The sequence below is a fragment of the Lonsdalea quercina subsp. quercina genome, from assembly GCF_000688655.1.
In the GTDB taxonomy this organism is placed as follows: Bacteria; Pseudomonadota; Gammaproteobacteria; order Enterobacterales; family Enterobacteriaceae; genus Lonsdalea; species Lonsdalea quercina.
Genome location: NZ_JIBO01000007.1, coordinates 218406 through 241002 on the forward strand (window position 1 = coordinate 218406; position 22597 = coordinate 241002).

General features: G+C 54.9%; 18 protein-coding genes. 2 read left to right on the top strand and 16 right to left on the bottom strand.

All coding sequences use genetic code 11. The features are described from left to right. Positions 1-5: 5 nt before the first annotated feature. The 16 genes from dnaE to rpsB all read right to left on the bottom strand — a co-directional run bounded on the left by dnaE (position 6) and on the right by rpsB (position 18691). The gene (gene dnaE, locus RZ35_RS08485; RefSeq protein WP_026742915.1) at positions 6-3488 is read right to left on the bottom strand and encodes a DNA polymerase III subunit alpha; all 3483 of its coding nucleotides are present in this window, start codon (positions 3486-3488) and stop codon (positions 6-8) included. A 79-nt stretch (positions 3489-3567) separates the two neighbouring features. Then, positions 3568-4164, bottom strand: a complete 597-nt coding sequence (rnhB, locus tag RZ35_RS08490) for a ribonuclease HII (protein WP_026742916.1) — start codon at positions 4162-4164, stop codon at positions 3568-3570. Then, complete coding sequence (gene lpxB, locus RZ35_RS08495) at positions 4161-5306, bottom strand: lipid-A-disaccharide synthase (RefSeq protein ID WP_036152984.1); 1146 nt, start codon at positions 5304-5306, stop codon at positions 4161-4163. The genes rnhB and lpxB overlap by 4 nt, the downstream gene beginning before the upstream one ends. Before the next feature lie 5 nt (positions 5307-5311). Beyond that, positions 5312-6100 carry an acyl-ACP--UDP-N-acetylglucosamine O-acyltransferase gene (lpxA, locus tag RZ35_RS08500; protein WP_026742918.1) on the bottom strand — a complete coding sequence of 263 codons (789 nt, stop codon included), beginning with the start codon at positions 6098-6100 and terminating at the stop codon, positions 5312-5314. 4 nt (positions 6101-6104) lie between these two features. Further along, positions 6105-6560 carry a 3-hydroxyacyl-ACP dehydratase FabZ gene (gene fabZ / locus RZ35_RS08505; RefSeq protein WP_026742919.1) on the bottom strand — a complete coding sequence of 152 codons (456 nt, stop codon included), beginning with the start codon at positions 6558-6560 and terminating at the stop codon, positions 6105-6107. 149 nt (positions 6561-6709) lie between these two features. Continuing rightward, complete coding sequence (lpxD, locus tag RZ35_RS08510) at positions 6710-7732, bottom strand: UDP-3-O-(3-hydroxymyristoyl)glucosamine N-acyltransferase (protein ID WP_026742920.1); 1023 nt, start codon at positions 7730-7732, stop codon at positions 6710-6712. Positions 7733-7736: 4 nt separating this feature from the next. Continuing rightward, on the bottom strand, positions 7737-8234 hold the full coding sequence (gene skp, locus RZ35_RS08515) for a molecular chaperone Skp (RefSeq protein ID WP_026742921.1): 498 nt from the start codon (positions 8232-8234) through the stop codon (positions 7737-7739). A 142-nt stretch (positions 8235-8376) separates the two neighbouring features. Then, positions 8377-10803, bottom strand: a complete 2427-nt coding sequence (gene bamA / locus RZ35_RS08520; RefSeq protein WP_026742922.1) for an outer membrane protein assembly factor BamA — start codon at positions 10801-10803, stop codon at positions 8377-8379. A gap of 35 nt (positions 10804-10838) precedes the next feature. Then, positions 10839-12194: a sigma E protease regulator RseP gene (gene rseP, locus RZ35_RS08525; RefSeq protein ID WP_026742923.1), complete on the bottom strand. Its 1356-nt coding sequence runs from the start codon at positions 12192-12194 to the stop codon at positions 10839-10841. 21 nt (positions 12195-12215) lie between these two features. Then, positions 12216-13073 (bottom strand): phosphatidate cytidylyltransferase, encoded by an 858-nt coding sequence (cdsA, locus tag RZ35_RS08530; protein WP_026742924.1) that lies wholly within the window; start codon positions 13071-13073, stop codon positions 12216-12218. A gap of 9 nt (positions 13074-13082) precedes the next feature. Further along, positions 13083-13844, bottom strand: coding sequence for a (2E,6E)-farnesyl-diphosphate-specific ditrans,polycis-undecaprenyl-diphosphate synthase (gene ispU, locus RZ35_RS08535; RefSeq protein WP_026742925.1), 762 nt, complete (start codon positions 13842-13844; stop codon positions 13083-13085). 188 nt (positions 13845-14032) lie between these two features. Continuing rightward, the gene (gene ispC, locus RZ35_RS08540) at positions 14033-15226 is read right to left on the bottom strand and encodes a 1-deoxy-D-xylulose-5-phosphate reductoisomerase (protein ID WP_026742926.1); all 1194 of its coding nucleotides are present in this window, start codon (positions 15224-15226) and stop codon (positions 14033-14035) included. 200 nt (positions 15227-15426) lie between these two features. After that, a complete protein-coding gene (gene frr / locus RZ35_RS08545; RefSeq protein ID WP_026738762.1) occupies positions 15427-15984 on the bottom strand; it encodes a ribosome recycling factor in 558 nt (185 codons plus the stop codon). 135 nt (positions 15985-16119) lie between these two features. Further along, positions 16120-16851: a UMP kinase gene (pyrH, locus tag RZ35_RS08550; RefSeq protein ID WP_026738761.1), complete on the bottom strand. Its 732-nt coding sequence runs from the start codon at positions 16849-16851 to the stop codon at positions 16120-16122. A 144-nt stretch (positions 16852-16995) separates the two neighbouring features. Continuing rightward, a complete protein-coding gene (tsf, locus tag RZ35_RS08555; RefSeq protein ID WP_026738760.1) occupies positions 16996-17853 on the bottom strand; it encodes a translation elongation factor Ts in 858 nt (285 codons plus the stop codon). A 112-nt stretch (positions 17854-17965) separates the two neighbouring features. After that, positions 17966-18691 carry a 30S ribosomal protein S2 gene (gene rpsB / locus RZ35_RS08560; protein ID WP_026742927.1) on the bottom strand — a complete coding sequence of 242 codons (726 nt, stop codon included), beginning with the start codon at positions 18689-18691 and terminating at the stop codon, positions 17966-17968. Positions 18692-19047: 356 nt separating this feature from the next. Between rpsB and map the strand changes: the two genes are divergently transcribed. Together map and glnD are read left to right on the top strand one after the other, a co-directional pair. Further along, complete coding sequence (gene map / locus RZ35_RS08565) at positions 19048-19842, top strand: type I methionyl aminopeptidase (protein WP_026738758.1); 795 nt, start codon at positions 19048-19050, stop codon at positions 19840-19842. Between the two features lie 41 nt (positions 19843-19883). Beyond that, positions 19884-22577 (top strand): bifunctional uridylyltransferase/uridylyl-removing protein GlnD, encoded by a 2694-nt coding sequence (glnD, locus tag RZ35_RS08570; RefSeq protein ID WP_026742928.1) that lies wholly within the window; start codon positions 19884-19886, stop codon positions 22575-22577. Positions 22578-22597: the final 20 nt, after the last annotated feature.

Genomic DNA, 22597 nt, shown 5'->3' on the forward strand with positions numbered 1-22597 from the left:
CTATATTAGTCAAATTCCAGTTCTACCTGTTCATTACCCACTACGGTGCGCAGATCGTTCAGGAGCACGTCGGTCGGGGTCACGCGCCATGCTGCGCCGAAGCGTAGCCGAGCTCGCGCATCCTCCCGCTGGTAATAAAGATGCACCGGAATCGTCCCTGATCGATGGGGATCCAACGATTGACGGAGACGGTTTAACAACTGGTCATCAATTTGCCTGTCAGTCAGCGAGATAGCAAGTCCACGCGCATATTTTTCCCGCGCTTCGCTGATATCCAGAATCTCACGCGCGGTCATTTTAAGCCCGCCGCTGAAATCATCAAAACTGACCTGTCCACTGACGATCAAAATTCGATCTTGCTCCAGCAAATGCTGGTATTTATCCAATGCATCGGTGAATAACATCACTTCCAGACGACCGGAGCGATCGTCCAGGGTACATAAACCGATGCGGTTGCCTCGCTTCGTCACCATGACGCGGGCGGAAAGCACGAGACCCACCGCAGTGGTGATTTTGCCCCGATCCGTTGGGTGCATATCTTTCAAACGCACGCCTGCGGCATAACGTTCGATTTCCTTCAGATATTGGTTGATGGGATGGCCGGTCAGATACAGACCCAGCGTTTCCCGCTCACCGTCCAGTACTACCTGTTCCGGCCACGGGGGAACCGTGCTGTAGGACTGCTCAACCTGCTCGTGCGTCTCCGCCAGCACGCCGAACATGTCCACCTGACCAATAGCCTCTGCTTTCGCATGCTGTTCGGCCGATTTCATCGCATCCTGCAATGAGTTCATCAGCGCCGCGCGATGCGGGCCGAGACGGTCGAACGCGCCGGACATGATCAGCTTTTCCAGCACACGGCGGTTGAGCTTTTTGATGTCCGTGCGCGCGCAGAGGTCGAACAGATCGCGGAAATAACCGCCTTGATTACGGGCTTCGATGATGGCCTCAATCGGCCCCTCGCCAACCCCTTTAATCGCGCCGATGCCATAAACGATTTCGCCGGCGTCGTTGACGTGAAAATGGTATAGGCCGCTGTTAATGTCCGGCGGCAGGATTTTTAGGCCCATACGCCAGCATTCATCGACCAGCCCGACAATCTTGTCGGTGTTATCCATATCCGCCGTCATGACCGCAGCCATGAATTCCGCCGGATAATGCGCCTTCAGCCACAGCGTCTGATAAGACACCAGCGCATAAGCGGCCGAGTGCGACTTGTTGAAACCGTAACCGGCGAACTTCTCCACCAGGTCGAAAATCTTCATCGACAGTTCGCCGTCGATGCCCATCTTTTCTGAGCCGGCTTTAAACACCGAGCGCTGCTTGGCCATCTCTTCGGGCTTTTTCTTACCCATGGCGCGACGCAGCATATCCGCGCCCCCCAGTGTATAGCCGGAGAGCACCTGGGCTATCTGCATCACCTGTTCCTGGTACAGGATGATACCATAAGTCGGTTCGAGCACCGGTTTCAGCGACTCGTGCTGCCACTCGATATCCGGATAAGAGATGGCTTCCCGACCGTGTTTACGGTCGATGAAGTTATCCACCATTCCTGACTGCAGCGGGCCTGGCCGGAACAGGGCCACCAACGCGATCATATCCTCGAAGCAGTCGGGTTTGAGACGTTTGATCAAGTCCTTCATGCCGCGGGATTCCAGCTGGAAAACCGCGGTGGTTTCCGACCGCTGCAGCATGTCGAAACTTTTTTTGTCGTCGAGCGGAATGGCGGCGATATCGACCGGCGGCAACCCTTGCTTTTCCTGACGCGGGTTGATCATCCCCAGCGCCCAGTTGATGATGGTCAGCGTGCGCAGGCCAAGGAAGTCGAACTTCACCAGCCCGGCGTATTCCACGTCGCTCTTGTCAAACTGGGTGACCGGATGCTGCCCTTCCGGGTCACAATACAGCGGCGCGAAGTCGGTAATTTTGGTCGGCGAGATCACCACGCCCCCGGCGTGTTTGCCGGCATTGCGGGTCACCCCTTCGAGTTTGCGCGCCATGTCGATCAGCGCTTTGACTTCTTCATCCGCTTCGTAGATTTCGCCCAGCTGCGGCTCCGCGGCAAACGCTTTTTCCAGCGTCATTCCCGGATCGGGCGGCACCAGCTTGGAGATGCGATCCACGAATCCGTAGGGATGACCCAGCACCCGCCCCACGTCTCGGATCACCGCCTTCGCCGCCATGGTACCGAATGTGATGATCTGCGATACCGCATCACGACCGTACATATCCGCCACGTGATCAATAACCAGGTCGCGTTTTTCCATGCAGAAGTCGACGTCGAAGTCGGGCATAGAAACACGTTCGGGGTTCAGGAATCGTTCGAACAGCAGATCGAACGCCAACGGGTCGAGGTCGGTGATTTTCAGCGCATAGGCGACAAGCGACCCGGCACCGGAACCTCGTCCCGGCCCGACGGGCACGTCGTTATCTTTCGACCACTGAATAAACTCCATCACGATCAGAAAGTAGCCGGGGAATCCCATCTGGTTGATGACCTGCAGCTCGATATCGAGGCGCTCGTCATAAGCCGGCCGCCGCTGCGTTCGCTCTTCTTCGTCCGGAAACAGGAACGCTAGACGTTCTTCCAGCCCTTCCCGAGCGCGCATGACCAGATAATCTTCCGTCGACATATCACCCGTGGGGAACTGCGGCAGGAAGTACTCGCCCAGTCGAATGGTCACGTTGCAGCGTTTGGCGATTTCAACGCTGTTAGTTAGCGCTTCGGGAATGTCGGCAAACAGCTCGCACATTTCCTCTTCGCTGCGCATGTACTGCTGGGGACTGTAGTTGCGCGGCCGCTTGGGATCGTCCAGCGTGTAGCCGTCGTGGATCGCTACGCGAATTTCGTGGGCGTCGAATTCGTCGGCGTTGATGAAACGTACGTCGTTGGTCGCAACGACGGGCAGGCCGTGCTTGGTTGCCAGCGCCACCGCCGCATGCAGATAGCTTTCTTCATCCGACCGACCGGTACGGATCAACTCCAGATAGTAACGCTGCGGGAAATGTTCCTGATAAAAAGCCAGACACTGTTCCACTAACGCGTCATTGCCACGCAGCAGGAATTTGCCGATGTCACCCTGACGACCGCCGGACAGCAACAGCAGGCCTTCCTGATGCTCCACCAGCCAGTCGCGATCTATCGTCGGGCCAGCAGCGCCATAGCCGCGCTGGTAGGCGCGCGATATCAGCAGCGTCAGATTCTGATAGCCGGCGTTGTTCATCGCCAGAATAGTGAGGTGCGCCAGTTCGTCGGCCAGTTCCTCGCTCTGGAGATAAAAATCGGCGCCGACGATCGGCTTGACGCCAGCGCCATGAGCGCCGCCGTAAAATTTCACCAGACCGCACAGGTTGGAGTGGTCGGTGATCGCCAGCGCAGGCATGCCCATCGACGCTGCTTTTTTCACCAACGGTCCGACCTTCGCCAGCCCATCGATCATGGAATAGTCACTGTGAACACGCAGGTGAACAAAACGTGGTTCGGCCATCTCCAGATCCCAGTATTGATTAAATCGAATGTCGCCTGCGACTCATACGCCCACAGGCATCACATAATTTGTGCTGACGCTACGCCAGCCCCAGCGCCCGCTTCACTGGAGCAAAACTGCGGCGATGATGATGAGTTGCACCATGCATCGCCAGTTTTTCCAGATGGTAAGGCGTGGGATAACCTTTGTGCTTCGCAAAACCGTAATGCGGGAACAGTAAATCCAGCGCTTCCATCTCTCGGTCTCGCGTCACCTTCGCCAGGATGGACGCGGCGCTGATCTCCGGCACCCGGCTATCGCCTTTGACGACCGCTTGTGACGGCATTGGCAAGGCTGGACAGCGATTGCCATCGATCAGCACATAGTCGGGCGTCAATGACAGACCGGCCACGGCGCGCTGCATCGCCAGCATGGTAGCGNGCAGGATATTCAGGCTGTCGATTTCGTCCGGCTCTGCCCGGCCCAGGCTCCACGCCAGCGCTTTTTCTTTGATTTCATGATACAGCGCCTCGCGCCGTTTCGCGCTGAGCTTTTTGGAGTCGGCCAGACCGACGATTGGTCGAGCCGGATCGAGAATGACGGCGGCGGTCACGACGGCGCCCACCAGCGGGCCTCTTCCGACTTCATCCACGCCGGCAATGCAGGTTGCCTGCGGATAAACGAAAACATCATTCATGGTTTTGCCAACTCCAGTACCGCCTGAGCCGCCTGCTCATCGGCATCACAGCGTATCTGCTGATGCAGATGTAAAAAGGTTTCTTGTAATTCGTGGACCTGAACGCTGTCCTGTAACCAAGGCAGCAAAGCCTCTGCCAGCTTATCCGGGGTGCATTCGGTTTGCAGCAGCTCTTTCACCAGTTCACGCCCGGCCAGCAAATTGGGCAGTGAAACCCACGGCGTTTTGACCAGCTTGCTGGCCAGCCAGAAGGTGAACGGCTTCATCCGATAACCCACCACCATCGGACATTTCGCCAGCATGCACTCCAGCGCCGCCGTCCCCGAGGCCAATAGCGCCGCATCGCTGGCAATCATCGCTTCGCGCGCTAACCCATCCAGCAGACGGACATTCAAATCCGGCGCGACCTCATTTTTGATCTCTTCGAACTGCTGCCGTCGCCTGGCGTTGACCAGCGGTACGACAATCTCCAGATCGGGGCAGGATTCGCGCAAGAGTCTGGCCGTCAGAAGGAAATCTTTGCTCAGCATGTCGACTTCTGCGCCGCGGCTCCCCGGCAGTATCGCCAGGCAGCGAACATCGGGAGCGATCCCCAGCGTCGCCCGGGCGGCCAGCTTGTCAGGATGCAGCGGCATCGAGTCGGCCATGGTATGCCCAATGAAGCGGCAGGGAACGTTGAAACGATCGTAAAACGCCTTTTCAAAAGGCAAAAAGGCCAACACCAAATCGGTAGCTCGACCAATTTTGAAAACGCGTTTTTGGCGCCAGGCCCATACGGAAGGGCTGACGTAATGAATGGTTGTGATCCCGCGCTGCTTTAACCGCCCTTCAAGCGTGATGTTGAAGTCCGGCGCGTCGATGCCCACGAAGACATCAGGCTGCAACTCGGTGAAACGTTGGGTCAGATCCCGTCGGATTTTCAGCAGGCGCGGCAGGCGCTCCAGCACCTCCACGATGCCCATCACCGCCAGCTCTTCCATTTCGTACCAGGGTTCACAACCTTCGGCTTGCATGCGCGGACCAGCCACGCCGACAAAGCGCGCATCCGGGACTTGGTTTTTGATGGCGCGAATTAAACCGGCGCCAAGAATATCGCCGGAGGTTTCTCCGGCGACAAGGGCAATAGTCAGGGGACGGGTCATAAGCGTCAGCGAATAATGCCGCGCGTAGAGCGGGTGAAGAAGTCCAGATAAGCCTGAACCGCAGGATGGTCCGCGGCCAGCGCTTCGATTTCCGGCTTGACCTCATCCAGCGTCTTACCGCTACGGTAGATAAGCTTGTAGGTATTGCGTATTGCGTGCAACGTCGCCTTATCAAAACCACGGCGCTTCAACCCTTCAATATTGATACCGAACGGCGTGGCGTGATTCCCCTGAGCAATCAAGTACGGCGGTACATCCTGAGCCACGCCGGAGCAACCGCCCACCATGACGTGCGCGCCAATGACGCAGAACTGATGTACGGCGGTCATACCGCCGATGATAGCGTAATCATCAACGGAAACATGGCCGCCCAGCGTCGCGTTATTCGCCAGGATGCAGTGATTTCCCACGACGCAGTCATGGGCAATGTGCGTATTGATCATCAGCAGGTTATCGCTGCCGACTTTAGTCAACCCCTCGTCCTGCGCTGTGCCGCGGTGGATGGTCACGCTTTCGCGGATGCGGTTGCGATCGCCTATCTCAACGCGGGTCGGCTCGCCTGCGTATTTCAGATCCTGATTAACTTCACCGATGGAAACGAATTGATAGATCTCGTTATCGTCTCCGATACGGGTGACTCCGTTAACCACGACGTGCGATTTCAGCACCGTTCCCGCACCGATCTCTACCTGAGAACCGATCCAGCAGAAGGGGCCGATGTGTACGCCGGCACCGATGACGGCTCCGTCTTCAACAATCGAACTGGGATGAATAAAGGCGGTTTGATCAATCACGTTATCAGGCCTCCCGACGACGAGCGCACATCATCTCTGCTTCACAAGCGATTTCACCATCCNCTTTCGCAACGCCTTTGAAACGAGCGACGCCACGGCGTTCTTTGATGAACTCCACTTCCAATACCATCTGATCGCCCGGCTCAACAGGACGTTTGAAACGCGCGTTGTCGATCGCGGCAAAATAGTACAGCTCGCCGGGTTCCAGTTTACCGACGCTTTTAAACGCCAGAATACCCGTAGCCTGAGCCATGGCTTCCAAAATCAGCACGCCGGGGAAAATCGGTTTACCTGGGAAATGCCCCTGGAAAAAAGGTTCATTAAAGGAAATGTTTTTCACTGCACGTAAAAATTTACCTTCCTCGAAATGCAGTACGCGGTCTACCAGCAAAAACGGATAGCGGTGCGGCAACAGTTCCAGAATCTCTTCAATGTGCAGAGTATGGGTGTCAGTATTCAAAATACTCTTCCTGTCTTAATAAAAAACGTCATCAACAATGCAGACCGCGGCTCCCCAATAGAGGGAGCCTCACACAGTCTGCCAATAACAAAGCAAAACAGCTTTGCCCGTCCCTGCAGCAAAGCCCAGTAGAACTGAAGCCAACGGACTTAACTTTTATCGAGTTTTCGCTCTAAGGCCTTNAATCGCTTGCTCATGTCATCAATATTCATGACCAAAGCCGCCGTTTTACGCCATGCTTTATTCGGCTGCAGTGGTATGCCCGAGGAGTATACACCAGGCTCGGTGATAGGACGCATAACCATCCCCATTCCCGTCACCGTAACTTTGTCACAAATTTCCATATGGCCATTTATCACACTGGCGCCGCCAATCATGCAGTAACGTCCGATTTTCAGACTTCCCGCCATGATAACGCCTCCGGCAACTGCGGTATTGTCGCCAATCACCACGTTGTGTGCAATCTGGCATTGGTTATCGATGATGACGCCGTTACCGATGATCGTGTCATCCAACGCGCCACGATCGATCGTCGTATTGGCGCCAATCTCGACGCGATCGCCAATAATGACCGTACCTAACTGAGGGATCTTCACCCAGTTGCCGCGATCGTTGGCATAACCGAAACCGTCCGAGCCGATGACCGCCCCTGACTGAATTAAGCACTGTTCGCCCAGAACGACATTGTGATAAATCGTGACATTGGCCCACAGACGGCTGCCCGCGCCGATGCGCGCATTCTTGCCGATGAAACAGTTAGCGCCGATTACGGCGCCGTCGCCCAGCTCAACGCCAGACTCAATCACCGCATTCGGGCCGATTGAGACGCCTTTACCCACGCGTGCGTCCGACGCAATCGTCGCCGCAGGTGAGATATCTTCGGCCGGCGCCGGCGTCGTATCCATCACCTGCGCCATACGCGCATAGGTTAGATAAGGGTTTTTCACCACCAAGGCGGCGGTATGACAGAAAGGTAAATCAGCTTCGGTCACCACGACGGCGGAAGCCTGAGTGGTTGCAAGGCGATCCCGATAGCGGCTGTCAGACAAGAACGTGATCTGACCTGACTGAGCAGAATGCATTGATGCGACAGCGGTGATGACGATATCGCCATCACCGTGCAACTGTGCATCCAACTGTTGTGCTAAAGCATCCAGTCGAATTGAAAACATCGAATTATTTAACCTGTTTCAGCACGTCGGCAGTAATGTCTTTCGCGTTGTCCGCATAAGCGACAGCGTTAGCATCGATGACGATATCGTAACCCTGTTTGCTGGCAACACTTTTCACAGCATCCTGAATACGGCTCAGGATTTTGTTACGTTCTTCCATCTGGCGACGACGGTTGTCCTGATCAAATGCCTGCGCTTTAGTAGAGAACTGTTCGCGCTGTGCCATGACGTCTTTTTCCATCTTGCTGCGTTCGCTGGCTTTCATCGTAGAGCCATCGCGCTGCAGTTTCTGCATTTTCTGCTGCAGACCACGTTCCATATTTTGAAGTTCTGACGCACGGCCACGGAACTCACTGTCCAGCTGCTTGGCGACGGTTTCGCGTTGCGGCAATTGCTGGAAGATGCTGGATACGTTTACCACTGCAATTTTATCAGCAGCCTGAACGCCCGCTGATGCAGCTAATGCCAGGCCAAGACCTGCGGCACACAACCACTTTTTCACTATAAACTCCTCACGCTAACCTATTTGTGTCTTAACACACTCGTATATGCACAACAGGCAGCGCTGTAACGCTCCATAAAGGCCGGCGTCCTCAACTCTGCCTGCCGTGCGGCTTGCCTGCATACGTTCTGCCGGCCTCAGATTACCAAGTCTTGCCTATATTGAACTGGAACTGCTCCGATTTATCCCCGTCGTATTTCTTGATCGGCTGGGCATAGGAGAAGACCAACGGCCCCAGCGGAGACATCCACTGCAGCGCAATACCACTCGATATACGGAAATTACCCGGCTTGCTGTAATCCGGTACACCCGCAGCAAGCGTCGCCGGGGTGTTTTCCCAATGGGTATCCCACACCGTACCACCATCGACAAACAAGGACGTACGCACGGAGTTCGCATATTTTTCGCTGATAAATGGCGTAGGCACAATTAGTTCGGCGCTCAGCACCATGACCGCGTTACCGCCCACCGCATCGTCAAGATTATCTTTGTCGATCGGACAACCGGCATAGGACGACTCCGTACCGTTACATTTGTAGTAAGCGGCTTTCGGGCCGATGGTGTTCGACTGGAAACCACGAACCGAGCTTGAACCACCGGCGTAGAAGTTGTCGTAGAACGGCATCTCCTTACCGCCCAGTCCATCGCCATAACCCAGACGAGAGCGGCCCATCAGCACCCAGTCACGATTCTCGCTCAGCGGCAGATAGCTGGTCGAGTCCAGAGTGACTTTATAATACTCGTTGTCAGACCCTGGGATTGTCACCTTACCGTTCAGCGTTACGCGGCTACCCGACGTCGGGAAATAACCCCGATCCAAGTTGTTATACGTCCAGCCCTGCGTCAGGAAGAAATCGTCGGCCGAGAAGTCCGCGCTGTCGGAACTGCCGGAGACGACATTCGGTTCAACGCCGGATTTATTAAGGTAGCGCCACATTGCGACCTGCGGTTCCATATCGGACAGGTCGTTGTGCACGTAGTCGAGACCCAAACGCAACGAGTTGTTCTCGTTGATCGGGAAGCCCAGGGTCGTACCCGCGCCGTAGCTGCGGTTGGTATAATCAGACAGATCGGCGTCGTACGCCTTGAAGTCGTTATAGAAAAGACGACCGCCCAGGCTCACGCCGTCTACCGTGAAGTAGGGGNCAGTCATCGACAGTTCTATATAGGTCTGGTAGTCGTTTTTCGTGCCGGTGATCCCGACAGAATTCCCCGTACCCAGCCAGTTGTCCTGCTGGACCCCGGCCTGGAAGCTCACGCCGCTCTCAGTACCAAAGCCGATACCGAAGTTAAGGCTACCGGTGTTACGTTCTTTCACCTTGTAGACCACATCGACCTGATCCGGCGTTCCGGGAACGCGCTGCGTTTCCGTATCGACGCTTTCAAAGTAACCGAGACGATTCAGACGCTCTTTACCCTGGTCGACCAGATCATTGCCGAGCCATCCACCTTCCATCTGACGCATCTCACGACGCAGCACGGAGTCTTTGGAGGTATCGTTGCCTTCAAAACGAATGCGACGAACGGAGAAGCGGTTACCCGCGTCCACGCTGATATTCAGGCGCACCGTCTTGTCGGCGTCATTGATTTCCGGCTGCGTGATGACGCGCGGATAGGCGTAACCATAGCGGCCCAGCAGTTTCTTAATGCTTTCTTCCATCCGGGTCACTTTCGTGCCGTTGTACAGCTCGCCCGGCTGGATTTTGGTTAACCCTTCGATTTCAGCGGAGTGCCCGGCCAGATTGCCGCGGACATCGACGCCCGAAAGTTTGTACTGATCGCCTTCCGTCAAGTTGATGGTGATATAGATGCCTTTTTTATCCGGCGTCAGACTCACCTGAGTGGAATCGATATTAAAGCGAGCATAGCCGCGATCAAGGTAGAAGCTGCGCAACGTTTCAAGATCGCCAGACAGTTTCTGCTTCTGATATTTGCGGTCGCCGACGAGGTTCCACCACGGCACCTCGTCGCGCAACTGGAAGCGTGAAATCAGCTCATCGCTGCTGAACGCTTTGTTGCCAACGATGTTGATCTGTTGGATTTTGGCGGAAACGCCTTCGGTAAAGACCAGCTTGAGATCGACACGATTACGCGGCAGCGGCGTGACCACGGCTTTCACCGTCGCACTGTATTTACCGACGCTGTAGTAAAAGTCTTCCAATCCCTTTTCGATGTTGGAAATCATCGTGCGGTCAAGCGCTTCCCCCACGCGAACACCGGAAGCTTCCAGGTTCTCTTTCAGCATGTCCTCTTTCACCGACTTGTTGCCGGAGAAAGTGATGCTGGCGATGGTGGGACGTTCTTTCACCTGAACGAGTAGCGTATTGCCATCACGCAGTACTCGAACATCTTCGAAGTTTCCGGTCGCAAATAAAGCACGGATAATATTCCCGATGTCTTCATCGCTAACGTTATCTCCAACACGGACTGGCATGCTGAGCAATGCCGCACCGACGGCAACCCGTTGCAGGCCCTCGAAATGAATGTCTTTCACTACGAATCCGTCTGCACCGTATACGGTGGCGCTACTGAACAGTAGCGACGCTAAGAGCAACTTTTTAATCGCCATCGTTGTTATGCGTTTTTCCTAACTTAATCCACACCTTAAAGGCGGGAGAAATCATTGAAAAGTGCGAGTCCCATTAACATCATCAGCAACACTGTGCCAATGCGATAACTAAAGTCCTGCACACGCTCGGAAACCGGCCCACCCTTCAGCTTTTCTATCGCCAGAAAGAGCAGGTGACCACCATCTAATACCGGCAGCGGGAACAGATTGATGATCCCCAGATTGACGCTTATCAGTGCCAAAAACATCAGGTAATAAATCAATCCATAATCAGCTGACATTCCTGCTCCCTGAGCGATGGATATCGGCCCACTCAGGTTATTCAGCTTAACGTCGCCAGCAATCAGTTTCCCTATCATGCCGACCGTCAACTTCATCAACTGCCACGTTTTGTCGGTGGCTTCGTAAACGGCGCTGAACGGCCCGTACTGACGAACAGTCTTGTACTCTTCAGGCAGCGGCGTAACACGTGGGATAACGCCGGCAAACCCTTCAATCTTATCTTTTCCTACCGTTTTGCTGTCAGGGGTCAGAGTGAGGGTTAACGTTTCCCCTTCCCGCTCGACCGACAACTCGACGCGCTCACCGGGATGTTCGCGGACGGCAATGACGAACTGTTGCCAGCGCGACANCAGCTGACCATCGACTTTAACGATCCTGTCCCCAGCTTGCAAACCCGCTTTTTCAGCAGCTGAATGGGGCTGAATTCCGGCCAACACCGCTTCAACCTGCGGCCCGCGGGGCACTATGCCCAAAGAAACCGCGGGATCCTGCTTGTCTGGTTCAAAACTCCAGCTGTGCAGATCCAGTTTTTTTTGTTCGATAAGGGAAGACCCCAGCGGGGCCGTGCCTATCGTCATCTCGGCATCGCCGATCTTGCCGATAAAAGCAAGACGAACACTGTCCCAATCAGGCGTTTCGATACCGTCGATTGACTTTAGTTCCATCCCAGGCGAAATTTGCGCCTGCGCGGCAATCGAATTGGGTAAAACTTCACCAACCACCGGACGCACGCCCGGAACACCCAAAATGAAGACCAGCCAATAGGCGAAAACGGCAAAGATGAAGTTGGCGATAGGACCCGCGCTGACAATGGCCGCGCGCTGCCAGACGGTCTTACGATCAAATGCCTGTTCGGCCAACTCTGGCGGAACATCCGCCACGCGGCCGTCGAGCATTTTCACATATCCGCCCAGTGGGACGAGTGCAATGACATATTCTGTGCCAAGACGATCGCGACGTCGCCATAGCGCCTTTCCGAAGCCGATAGAAAAACGCTCCACCCGGACGCCGCAGCGACGGGCGACCCAGAAGTGGCCGAATTCATGAACCGTTATCAGCACGCCTAGGGCGACGATGAATGCGGCCAGACTCCAGAGAATATTCATCATAAACAGGCTCTACCGATATCCCTAAACGACTTTGAACAGTAATAGCATCAGGCAGGAAAACACAGGCNCCGCCGCCGTAAGGCTATCAATGCGATCCATCACCCCGCCGTGACCGGGAATGAGATGACTACTGTCTTTAACGCCCGCTTCGCGTTTGAACATGCTTTCAGTCAGATCGCCCAATATGGAAGCCAGCACGGCGACAATCGAGCAAATCAGCAGGATATGACCCGAATTTGTCAGCGGCACAAAATGATTAAAAACTACGGAAATCAACGCAGAGCTTGCCAGCCCGCCGATCAGACCTTCCCAGGTTTTCCCAGGGGAGATTTTCGGCGCCAGCTTATGTCGGCCGAAGGCCTTACCGAAAGCGTAAGCGCCGCTGTCGGCGCCCCATACCAACAACATGACGTACAGCAACCACCAGGCGCCGGTAAATGAGTTGGCTTCGTAGCCCATCTGACGCAGCGTCACCATGCCCCAAAAGAACGGGATGATGGTCAATATACCGGCAACCAGCCGCAGTATGCGCGAATGCCGCCAGGCGAGAGCCGATGCGGGATAGGACAGCACCATCACCAACGCCACGCACCACCAGACGACAGAAGACCACAGCGACGCTGAGACCTGCACCACGTGCACCGAGCGTTGGTAAGCCGGTATCGTCAACATCATGACAGCCAGCAACAACCCAAAGAGCAACGCCAGCCAGATACGTTGACTGTATGAAACAAACCCAGCCAGCTGTCCCCACTCCCAGGCAGCCAGCATGCAAACGGCCAGCGTTACCAAAGAGAATCCCAGCAGCGGCAGGAAAAAGAGCGCGGCAATAACAGCAGGAATAAGAATTAAAGCAGTAATCAAGCGATACTTCAGCAAAAGGTCCCCCTAGGATGCAACGACATCGTTAGGCGTGGTTCCTCCGAAGCGACGCTCTCGTTGAGCAAAAGCATTCAGCGCNCCTTCAAAGACTTCTTCATCAAAATCGGGCCAGAGGACATCGGTGAAATACAACTCAGCATAGGCTATTTGCCACAATAAAAAGTTGCTGATGCGATGTTCTCCGCCCGTTCTTATTACTAAATCAACCGGCGCCTGCTCGTTAAGACAGGTGTACCGGCACAGGGTGGCTTCATCGATGGTATCGGGACGCAGCGCACCTTCCTGTACCTGCTCGGCGATTTGTCGGACTCCCTGAATGATATCCCAACGGCCGCCATAATTCGCAGCAATATTCAGGGTAAGACCGCTATTATTCGCAGTCAGCTCTTCCGAAAGACGGATTCGCTCCTGCAAACGTGAACTAAAGCGACTCGTGTCGCCAATAATGCGCAGCCGAACATTGTGTTTGTGCAAGCTTTTCACTTCGCTGTCCAGCGCTCGCATGAACAGCTGCATTAACGCCGACACCTCTTGCGCTGGACGACTCCAGTTTTCACTACTGAACGCATAAAGCGTTAAGGCGTTCAACTGATGACGGGCGGCGAAACTGACTGCCCGGCGAACGGATTTGACTCCCGCCTGATGGCCGAAAACGCGTAGTTTACCCCGCTGCTTTGCCCAACGTCCGTTACCATCCATGATGATGGCCACATGACGTGGACTGCATAACTGCTGGCTTTGGCTGCCTTGTTGATTTTTGGAGGGCATAGCGTGTACTGATTTCCTCAAGCAAGAATATCGATAGGTTCTTTCAGTCATCGGACCTGGCAGCGCAAAAAAAGCCGTGAACGTGCACAGCTTGTCGTTACCATTGGCTTATCGCGTAAACAGCCTACACCTAGCGGCGCAGACTATACCATTTCGAAACACCCGCCACAAACGGACACCCCGCCCAATCAGCGGTAGTGCTGCAGTTGCCGTCGTGCCTGTCCCCTTGCCCAGCGGTCGATTGCCAGCACATCATCCACACTGTCGGGTTCGGGCAGTACCAGTTGCTCCAGCACCTCCCGGTTGACCTGCGCGATATCCGTGAAATGGATAGCCGACTGCAAAAAAGCCTCGACGGCAACCTCATTGGCGGCATTCAACGCCGTTGTCGCCGCCTGTCCGTGATTACAGGCTTCTATCGCCAGCGTGAGACAAGGATAACGCTGATAATCCGGAGCCGAAAAGGTCAACGCGCCCAGTTGGCAAAAATCCAGCTTTGGCACCCCTGAGGCGACGCGAACCGGATAGGCCATCGCGTGCGCAATCGGCGTACGCATATCCGGAGATCCCAGCTGTGCCAGTACGCTGCCGTCCCGATAACGCACCATGGAATGAATGACCGACTGAGGGTGAATCACCACTTCCATCTGTTCATCCGAAGCGTTGAACAACCAGCGGGCTTCGATGTATTCCAGACCTTTGTTCATCATGGTCGCAGAATCCACGGAAATCTTACGCCCCATCGACNAATTGGGATGGGCGCAAGCCTGATCGGGCGTCATCGCCCTCAGGNCCGCCAGCGCGGTATCACGGAAAGGCCCACCTGAACCGGTAAGGACAATCTGTTCAACGCCGTAATCCATAAGGCCAGCGTACCCCAGCTGATGCTGAATTTGCTCAGGTAAACTCTGAAAAATAGCATTATGTTCGCTGTCGATAGGCAGTAGTTGGGCTCGGTTAGCCGCAACTTCACGCATAAACAGGTGACCGCAAGTGACAAGCGATTCTTTATTCGCCAATAGTACCTGCTTACCTGCGCGAATTGCCGCCAACGTCGGCAACAGTCCAGCCGCGCCTACAATGGCCGCCATAACCTGGTCGACGCCGTCCAGCTTGGCCAGCTCGCAGGCACCCTGCTCTCCGCATAGCACCTCAGTTTTACAGCCCTGTTCTTTCAACTGCCGACGCAATTCGCCTGCGCTGTCTTCATCCGCCATCGCAGCAAATTCAGGGCGAAATTCCAGACATTGTTCCACCATTCGCGGCACATTCCGCCCGGCGACCAGCGCTTTGACCGAAAAGTCGTTCGGATTCGCCCTGACCACAGCCAGCGTACTCACGCCGATCGAACCCGTTGAACCCAAAATTGTCAGCTTCTTCATAGGAATGCTCTAATACGTACAGCGGTTGATTGTCAGATGTGGCAGCAGGCGGGAGTTCGACTCTTCCATTGCTGTCGGCAATGCCGGTTGAACCGGTATGAATACCGCCAAACCTGAATCAAGGAAGTGTAAAAAATAAAGCGCCGCGAGAGGGAAGGATAAACCTTCACCTACTGGCGGCGCTGTCCTGACTGATGGATTTAGAAATCCATCAGCTCTTTTTCTTTGTCAGCCAGCGCGGCATCGATTTTCTTGATAAAGCTGTCGGTCAGCTTTTGAATATCGTCCTGAGCACGGCGTTCTTCGTCTTCGCTGATGGTTTTGTCTTTCAGTTGCGCCTTCAGCTTGTCGTTCGCGTCACGGCGCACGTTACGGACGGAGACTCGCCCCTGCTCGGCTTCGCCGCGGACCACTTTGATCAGATCTTTACGGCGTTCTTCGGTCAGCGCAGGCAGCGGTACACGAATGACCGTACCCGCGGACATCGGGTTCAGACCGAGATCGGACGCCATGATTGCTTTTTCCACAGCCGCGCTCAGGGAGCGGTCGAAGACCGTCACCGCCAGCGTACGGGCATCTTCCGCAACCACGTTGGCGACCTGACGCAGCGGCGTTGCGCTACCGTAATATTCCACATGAATACCGTCCAGCAGGCTGGGAGAAGCCCGTCCGGTACGGACTTTGCTGATTTGGTTTTTGAAAACCTCTACGCATTTTTCCATGCGCGTATCAGCATCTTTTCTGATTTCATTAATCACGTTGTGAACCCTTGAAAACTGGTTGCCTGTCAGATCACGCCTTAACATGATCCAGNGAATAATTGATGCCTGCCGTAGCGGGCAGCGATAGCGCTATCTTGTATCGCCGAAGCAGGATATTACCCTACTTTGACGTTAGCCGTTATTACTGATCAGCGTGCCTTCTTTTTCACCCATCACCACACGACGCAGCGCGCCGGGCTTGTTCATATTGAACACGCGAATCGGCAGGTTGTGGTCTCGCGCCAGCGTAAATGCGGCCAGATCCATGACCTTCAGCTCACGTTCCAGCACATCCTGGTAGTCCAGCGTTTCGTACAAGGTCGCATTCGGATCTTTTACCGGATCGGCTGAGTAAACGCCATCGACTTTAGTCGCCTTCAAGACCACGTCGGCTTCGATCTCAATGCCGCGCAAACATGCTGCGGAGTCTGTGGTGAAGAAAGGGTTGCCGGTGCCGGCCGAGAAAATCACGACGCGGTTGTTGCGCAGCAGGCTGATAGCCTCCGCCCAACTGTAGTTATCGCACACGCCGTTCAGCGGGATCGCCGACATCAGTCGGGCATTGACGTATGCGCGGTGCAAGGCATCACGCATCGCCAGACCGTTCATTACCGTCGCCAGCATCCCCATATGGTCGCCCACAACACGGTTCATTCCCGCCTTGGCAAGCCCAGCGCCGCGGAACAGGTTGCCGCCGCCGATAACCACACCGACCTGAATGCCCAGCTCCACCAGTTCTTTCACTTCCTGAGCCATGCGATCCAGAATGCTAGCATCAATACCGAAACCGTCCGCGCCTTGCAGGGCTTCGCCGCTCAGTTTGAGCAGGATACGTTGATATACGGGTTTTGCGTTGGTTGCCATGGTGTTTTGTCCTAACAGGCTGTCGTCGTATTGGGGATGGTTACACTGCTTACACCCGGTTTCGCAGAATAGCGAGTTACCCGATGTCATGAACTCTTTTGGCTGGATAAAAAGGAACCGCCAACCGGCGGCTCCTCTTTTTTCTTAAGACTGCTTGCTCATTGCTGCAACTTCAGCAGCAAAGTCAACTTCAGCTTTCTCGATACCTTCACCGACTTCATAACGAATGAAGCTGGTGACGTCTGCATTGTGCTCTTTCAGCAGCTGGCCGACGGTTTTGCTCGGGTCCATCACGAAGTGCTGGCCGGACAGAGAGATTTCGCCGGTGAATTTACGCATACGGCCTTCGACCATTTTTTCTGCGATTTCACGCGGTTTGCCGGACTGCATGGCGATATCCAGCTGGATCTGGTGCTCGCGGGCAACAACGTCAGCCGGAACATCTTCAGCCTTCACGTATTCAGGCTTGCTGGCGGCGATGTGCATGGCGATATGCTTGATCAGCTCTTCGTCTGCGCCCGTCGCGGCAACCATAACGCCGATGCGCGCGCCGTGCAGGTAAGAACCCAGCGCGTCGCCGGACAGTACGGAGATACGACGGATGTTGATGTTTTCGCCGATTTTAGCCACCAGCGCAGTACGCTGATCTTCAAATTTGGCTTTCAGCGCTTCGACGTCGGTAATGCGATCGTTCAGAGCAGCGGTAGCGACTTCTTCACCGAACGCTTTGAAACCGGCATCTTTGGCAACAAAGTCAGTTTCACAGTTCAGTTCAGCGATGACGCCGTATTTGCCGTCTGCAGAAATCTTGGTCAGGATGATGCCTTCAGCAGCAACACGACCCGCTTTCTTGGCAGCTTTAGCCTGGCCGGATTTACGCATGTTGTCGATGGCCAGCTCAATGTCGCCATTCGCTTCAACCAGCGCTTTTTTACATTCCATCATGCCTGCGCCAGTACGTTCGCGCAGTTCTTTTACCAGGGCAGCGGTAATTTCAGCCATTATCTTTTCCTCGTTATCTCATGGGGGAGATAAGTAAAAGGGGGCCTTTACAGGCCCCCTAACCAACATATATCAATACCTGGTTAATAAGGGCTCGATAGAGCCAGCCTTATTATTCAGCTTCGACGAAGCTCTCTTCAGCCTGCTCAACCAGGTCCTGAGAACGGCCTTCGCGCACTGCTGCGGCAACGGCATTCAGGTACAGGCTAACGGCGCGGATGGCGTCATCGTTACCAGGGATAATGTAGTCAACGCCATCGGGATCGGAGTTGGTATCAACGATAGAGAATACCGGGATCCCCAGGTTGTTAGCTTCTTTGATCGCAATGTGTTCATGATCGGCGTCGATCACGAACAGCGCGTCAGGCAGACCGCCCATGTCTTTGATACCGCCCAGGCTGTTTTCCAGCTTGTCCAGTTCACGAGTACGAACCAGGGCTTCTTTCTTGGTCAGCTTATCGAAAGTGCCGTCCTGAGACTGCGTTTCCAGATCTTTCAAACGTTTGATGGACTGACGAACGGTTTTCCAGTTGGTCAGCATGCCGCCCAGCCAGCGATGGTTCACGAAGAACTGATCGCAGTTGGTAGCAGCTTCTTTTATCGCTTCGCTTGCTGCGCGTTTGGTACCAACGAACAGGATTTTACCTTTGCGAGAAGAGATTTTGCTCAGCTCAGCCAGTGCGTCGTTGAACATCGGTACGGTTTTTTCAAGGTTGATGATGTGAACTTTGTTACGAGCACCGAAGATGAACGGCTTCATTTTCGGGTTCCAGTAACGGGTCTGGTGACCAAAGTGTACGCCAGCCTTGAGCATGTCGCGCATGGAAACAGTTGCCATGATTACCTCTATAAATTAAGTATGGGGTTATGCCTCCACGTGTCCCATTATGCCGACCCCGCAGCATGCTGCAGAGCACCCCGGCAAATGTGCCGACACGTGTGTGTTATTTACACATAGTGAGTATTTAGTCACCCGATGGCGAGATCAAAGTTTAGCGTTCAAAGCTCGATCGCAACCCAGCCGGATCACCGGCGCGCTTTATACCATAAACTCCCCATCGACACCAACTTTACTTGCGCTTTCGCGCCCCCGCGCCAATGATGATTTGGCAGTCCTTTGCAGGGCTGATACCATAAGTCACTCTTTGCTGACCCTATTTTCGTTAGGAACATTTACACCTGCGGACACACTCAATGGCTATTTCTATTAAAACTCCGGAAGATATTGAAAAAATGCGCGTAGCTGGACGACTGGCGGCTGAAGTGCTTGAAATCATCGAGCCTCACGTCGTACCGGGAGTCACTACGGGTGAACTAGATCGCATTTGTCACGATCACATCACCAACAAGCAGCATGCGATTTCAGCCTGTCTGGGTTACCACGGCTTCCCCAAGTCAGTGTGCATTTCCATCAATGAAGTCATCTGCCACGGCATTCCTTCCGATGAGAAACATCTCAAAGACGGCGACATCGTCAATATCGATGTGACTGTTATCAAGGATGGTTTCCACGGCGATACCTCCAAAATGTTCATCGTTGGCAAACCCACGATTCTGGGCGAGCGTCTGTGCCGCGTCACGCAAGACAGCCTGTATCTGGGAATCAAAATGGTAAAACCCGGTATTCGTCTGCGTTCGATCGGCAAAGCTATTCAGCAGTTTGTTGAGGCACAGGATTTCTCCGTGGTGCGCGAGTATTGTGGACACGGTATCGGCACTGGCTTCCACGAGGAACCGCAGGTTCTGCATTATGATGCAGACGATGGCGGCGTCGTACTGAAGCCCGGCATGGCGTTCACCATTGAACCCATGGTTAATGCCGGCGATTTCCGCATTCGCACCATGAAAGACGGTTGGACGGTGAAAACCAAAGATCGCAGCTTGTCGGCGCAATACGAGCATACTATTGTGGTGACCGAGGACGGATGCGAAATAATGACGTTGCGTAAGGATGACACCATCCCAAAAATCATCACGCATCAGGAATAAACCGCTGCCGGCAATCGCCGGCTTTTTTATGGGCGCCGTACATGAACGAAATCGATCAGGACCTGCCGCATATCTCCCCCGGGACGCCGACGACGGTCCGCCCCGCCCCCCAATCTCCGTTGACCTTCAGCGACGACATACTGGAACGCCAGACGCTAAAGCAGCATCTTGAACAGTTCCAGATATGGCTGACGGATGAGTTTAAGTCGGGCGTCAGCGCGGAAACCTTGATCGACGCCCGTACACAGTTCATCGACCGCCTGCTGCAACGGCTGTGGCATTTCTACCAATTGGACAGCGCAGAGCAGACGGCCTTGGTCGCCGTCGGCGGCTACGGACGCGGAGAACTGCATCCGCTTTCCGATATCGACCTGCTCGTTCTGAGCCGTGACGGATTTGACGATGCACAGTCACAGGCCGTCAGCCAGTTGATCACCCTGCTTTGGGATCTCCGTCTGGAGGTGGGGCACAGCGTACGAACGCTGGATGAATGCCTGGAGGAGGGTCGGGCAGATATTTCCGTCGCGACCAACCTAATCGAATCCCGCATGATCTGCGGCGACGTCGCCCTGTTTCTTTCGTTGCAGAAGCACATATTCAGCGACGACTTCTGGCCATCGGCTGCATTCTTCGCCGCCAAGGTCGCTGAACAGCGCGAACGTCATCAGCGCTATCACGGCACCAGCTACAATCTCGAACCGGATATCAAAAGCAGCCCCGGCGGCCTACGCGATATTCACACACTNCTTTGGGTGGCGCGGCGCCACTTCGGCGCAACGTCCCTGAATGAAATGGTCGGCTTCGGGTTCCTGACGGAGGCCGAGCGGAACGAACTTAACGAATGCCAAAGCATGCTGTGGCGCATCCGTTTCGCCCTGCATTCGCTGCTGAGCCGCTACGATAACCGATTGCTGTTTGACCGCCAGCTTAACGTGGCGCAACTGCTGCAATATCAGGGGGAGGGAAACGCGCCCGTCGAACGTATGATGAAAGACTTCTTTCGCGTCACGCGACGGGTTTACGAGCTTAATCAGATGCTGCTCCAGCTGTTCGATGAGGCCATTCTGGCGCTCGATCCGCATGAAAAACCACGCATGCTGGATGAAGAATTCCAGCTACGCGGCACACTGATCGATCTGCAGGACGAAACTCTGTTCGACCGCAAGCCTGAAGCCATCATGCGCATGTTCTATGCCATGGTGCGCCACCCGGAGATCAGCGGTATCTACTCCACCACCCTGCGTCGACTGCGCTACGCCCGTCGTCACCTCGCCAGCCCGTTATGCACCATCCCGGAAGCCCGCAGCCTGTTCATGAACATTCTGCGCCATCCGCGCGCGGTCAGTCAGGCGCTGTTGCCAATGCACCGGCATAGCGTGCTATGGGCATACATGCCGCAGTGGAGCAATATCGTCGGCCAGATGCAGTTCGATCTGTTCCACGCTTATACGGTGGACGAACATACGATTCGCGTCTTGCTCAAGCTGGAAAGCTTTGCCGATGAATCCACGCTGGAAGAACATCCGTTGTGCGTCAAACTTTACCCCCGTCTGCCGCAGCCCGAGCTGCTGTTGCTGGCCGCGCTGTTCCACGACATCGCCAAGGGCCGCGGCGGCGACCACTCGGAGCTGGGCGCGAAAGATGCGCTGGAGTTCGCCGCCTTGCACGGCTTGAACCTGCGCGAAGCACAGCTGGTTTCCTGGCTAGTACGGTGTCATCTGATGATGTCGGTCACCGCCCAGCGCCGCGATATTCAGGATCCGGCGGTCATTCAGCAGTTCGCCGAGGAGGTGCAGAGCGAAACTCGGTTGCGCTACCTGATTAATTTGACCGTCGCCGATATCTGCGCCACTAACGAAACGCTGTGGAATAGCTGGAAACAAAGTCTGTTGCACGAGTTGTACTTCGCTACCGAGAAACAGCTGCGACGCGGCATGCAACACTCGCCCGATCTTCGGAAACGGGTACGGCATCATCGACAGCAGGCGCTGGCGCTGTTGCGTATGGACAACATCGACGAAACTGCGCTGAATGATATTTGGAGCCGCTGCCGCGCCGACTATTTCCTGCGTCACACGCCCAATCAGCTGGCCTGGCATGCCCTCCACCTGGTGAGTCACGATCCCAGCAAACCGCTGGTGCTCATCGGCGATGACACCACACGCGGCGGCACGGAAATCTTTATCTGGAGTCCCGATCGCCCCTATCTGTTCGCCACCGTCGCAGGCGAGCTGGATCGCCGTAATCTGAACGTTCATGACGCTCAGATTTTTACCAGCCGTGACGGCATGGCGATGGATACCTTTATCGTGCTGGAGCCGGATGGCTCCCCGGTAGCGCAGGATCGTCACGGCATGATTCGTCTTGCGATTGAGCAGGCGCTAACGCTGAAGGATTACCACACTCCCCGCATTCGCCGCACATCGTCCAAGCTTCGCCATTTCAGCGTCGAGACCGAAGTCAGCTTTCTGCCGACGACGCATACCGATCGCCGCAGTTACATGGAGTTGGTCGCCCTTGATCAACCCGGCCTGTTGGCTCAGGTCGGCGAGGTCTTCGCCGAACTTCGCATATCGCTGCACGGCGCTCGTATTTCCACCATCGGCGAACGCGTAGAGGATTTATTTATTCTGGCGGACAACGATCGGCGGGCGTTAAGCCCTGAATTGCAGCTTAAATTGCAACAACGGTTGACAGAGGCCCTTAACCCAAACGATAAAGTAGGCTTGTGTTAATTAATTATTACCTTGGTAAT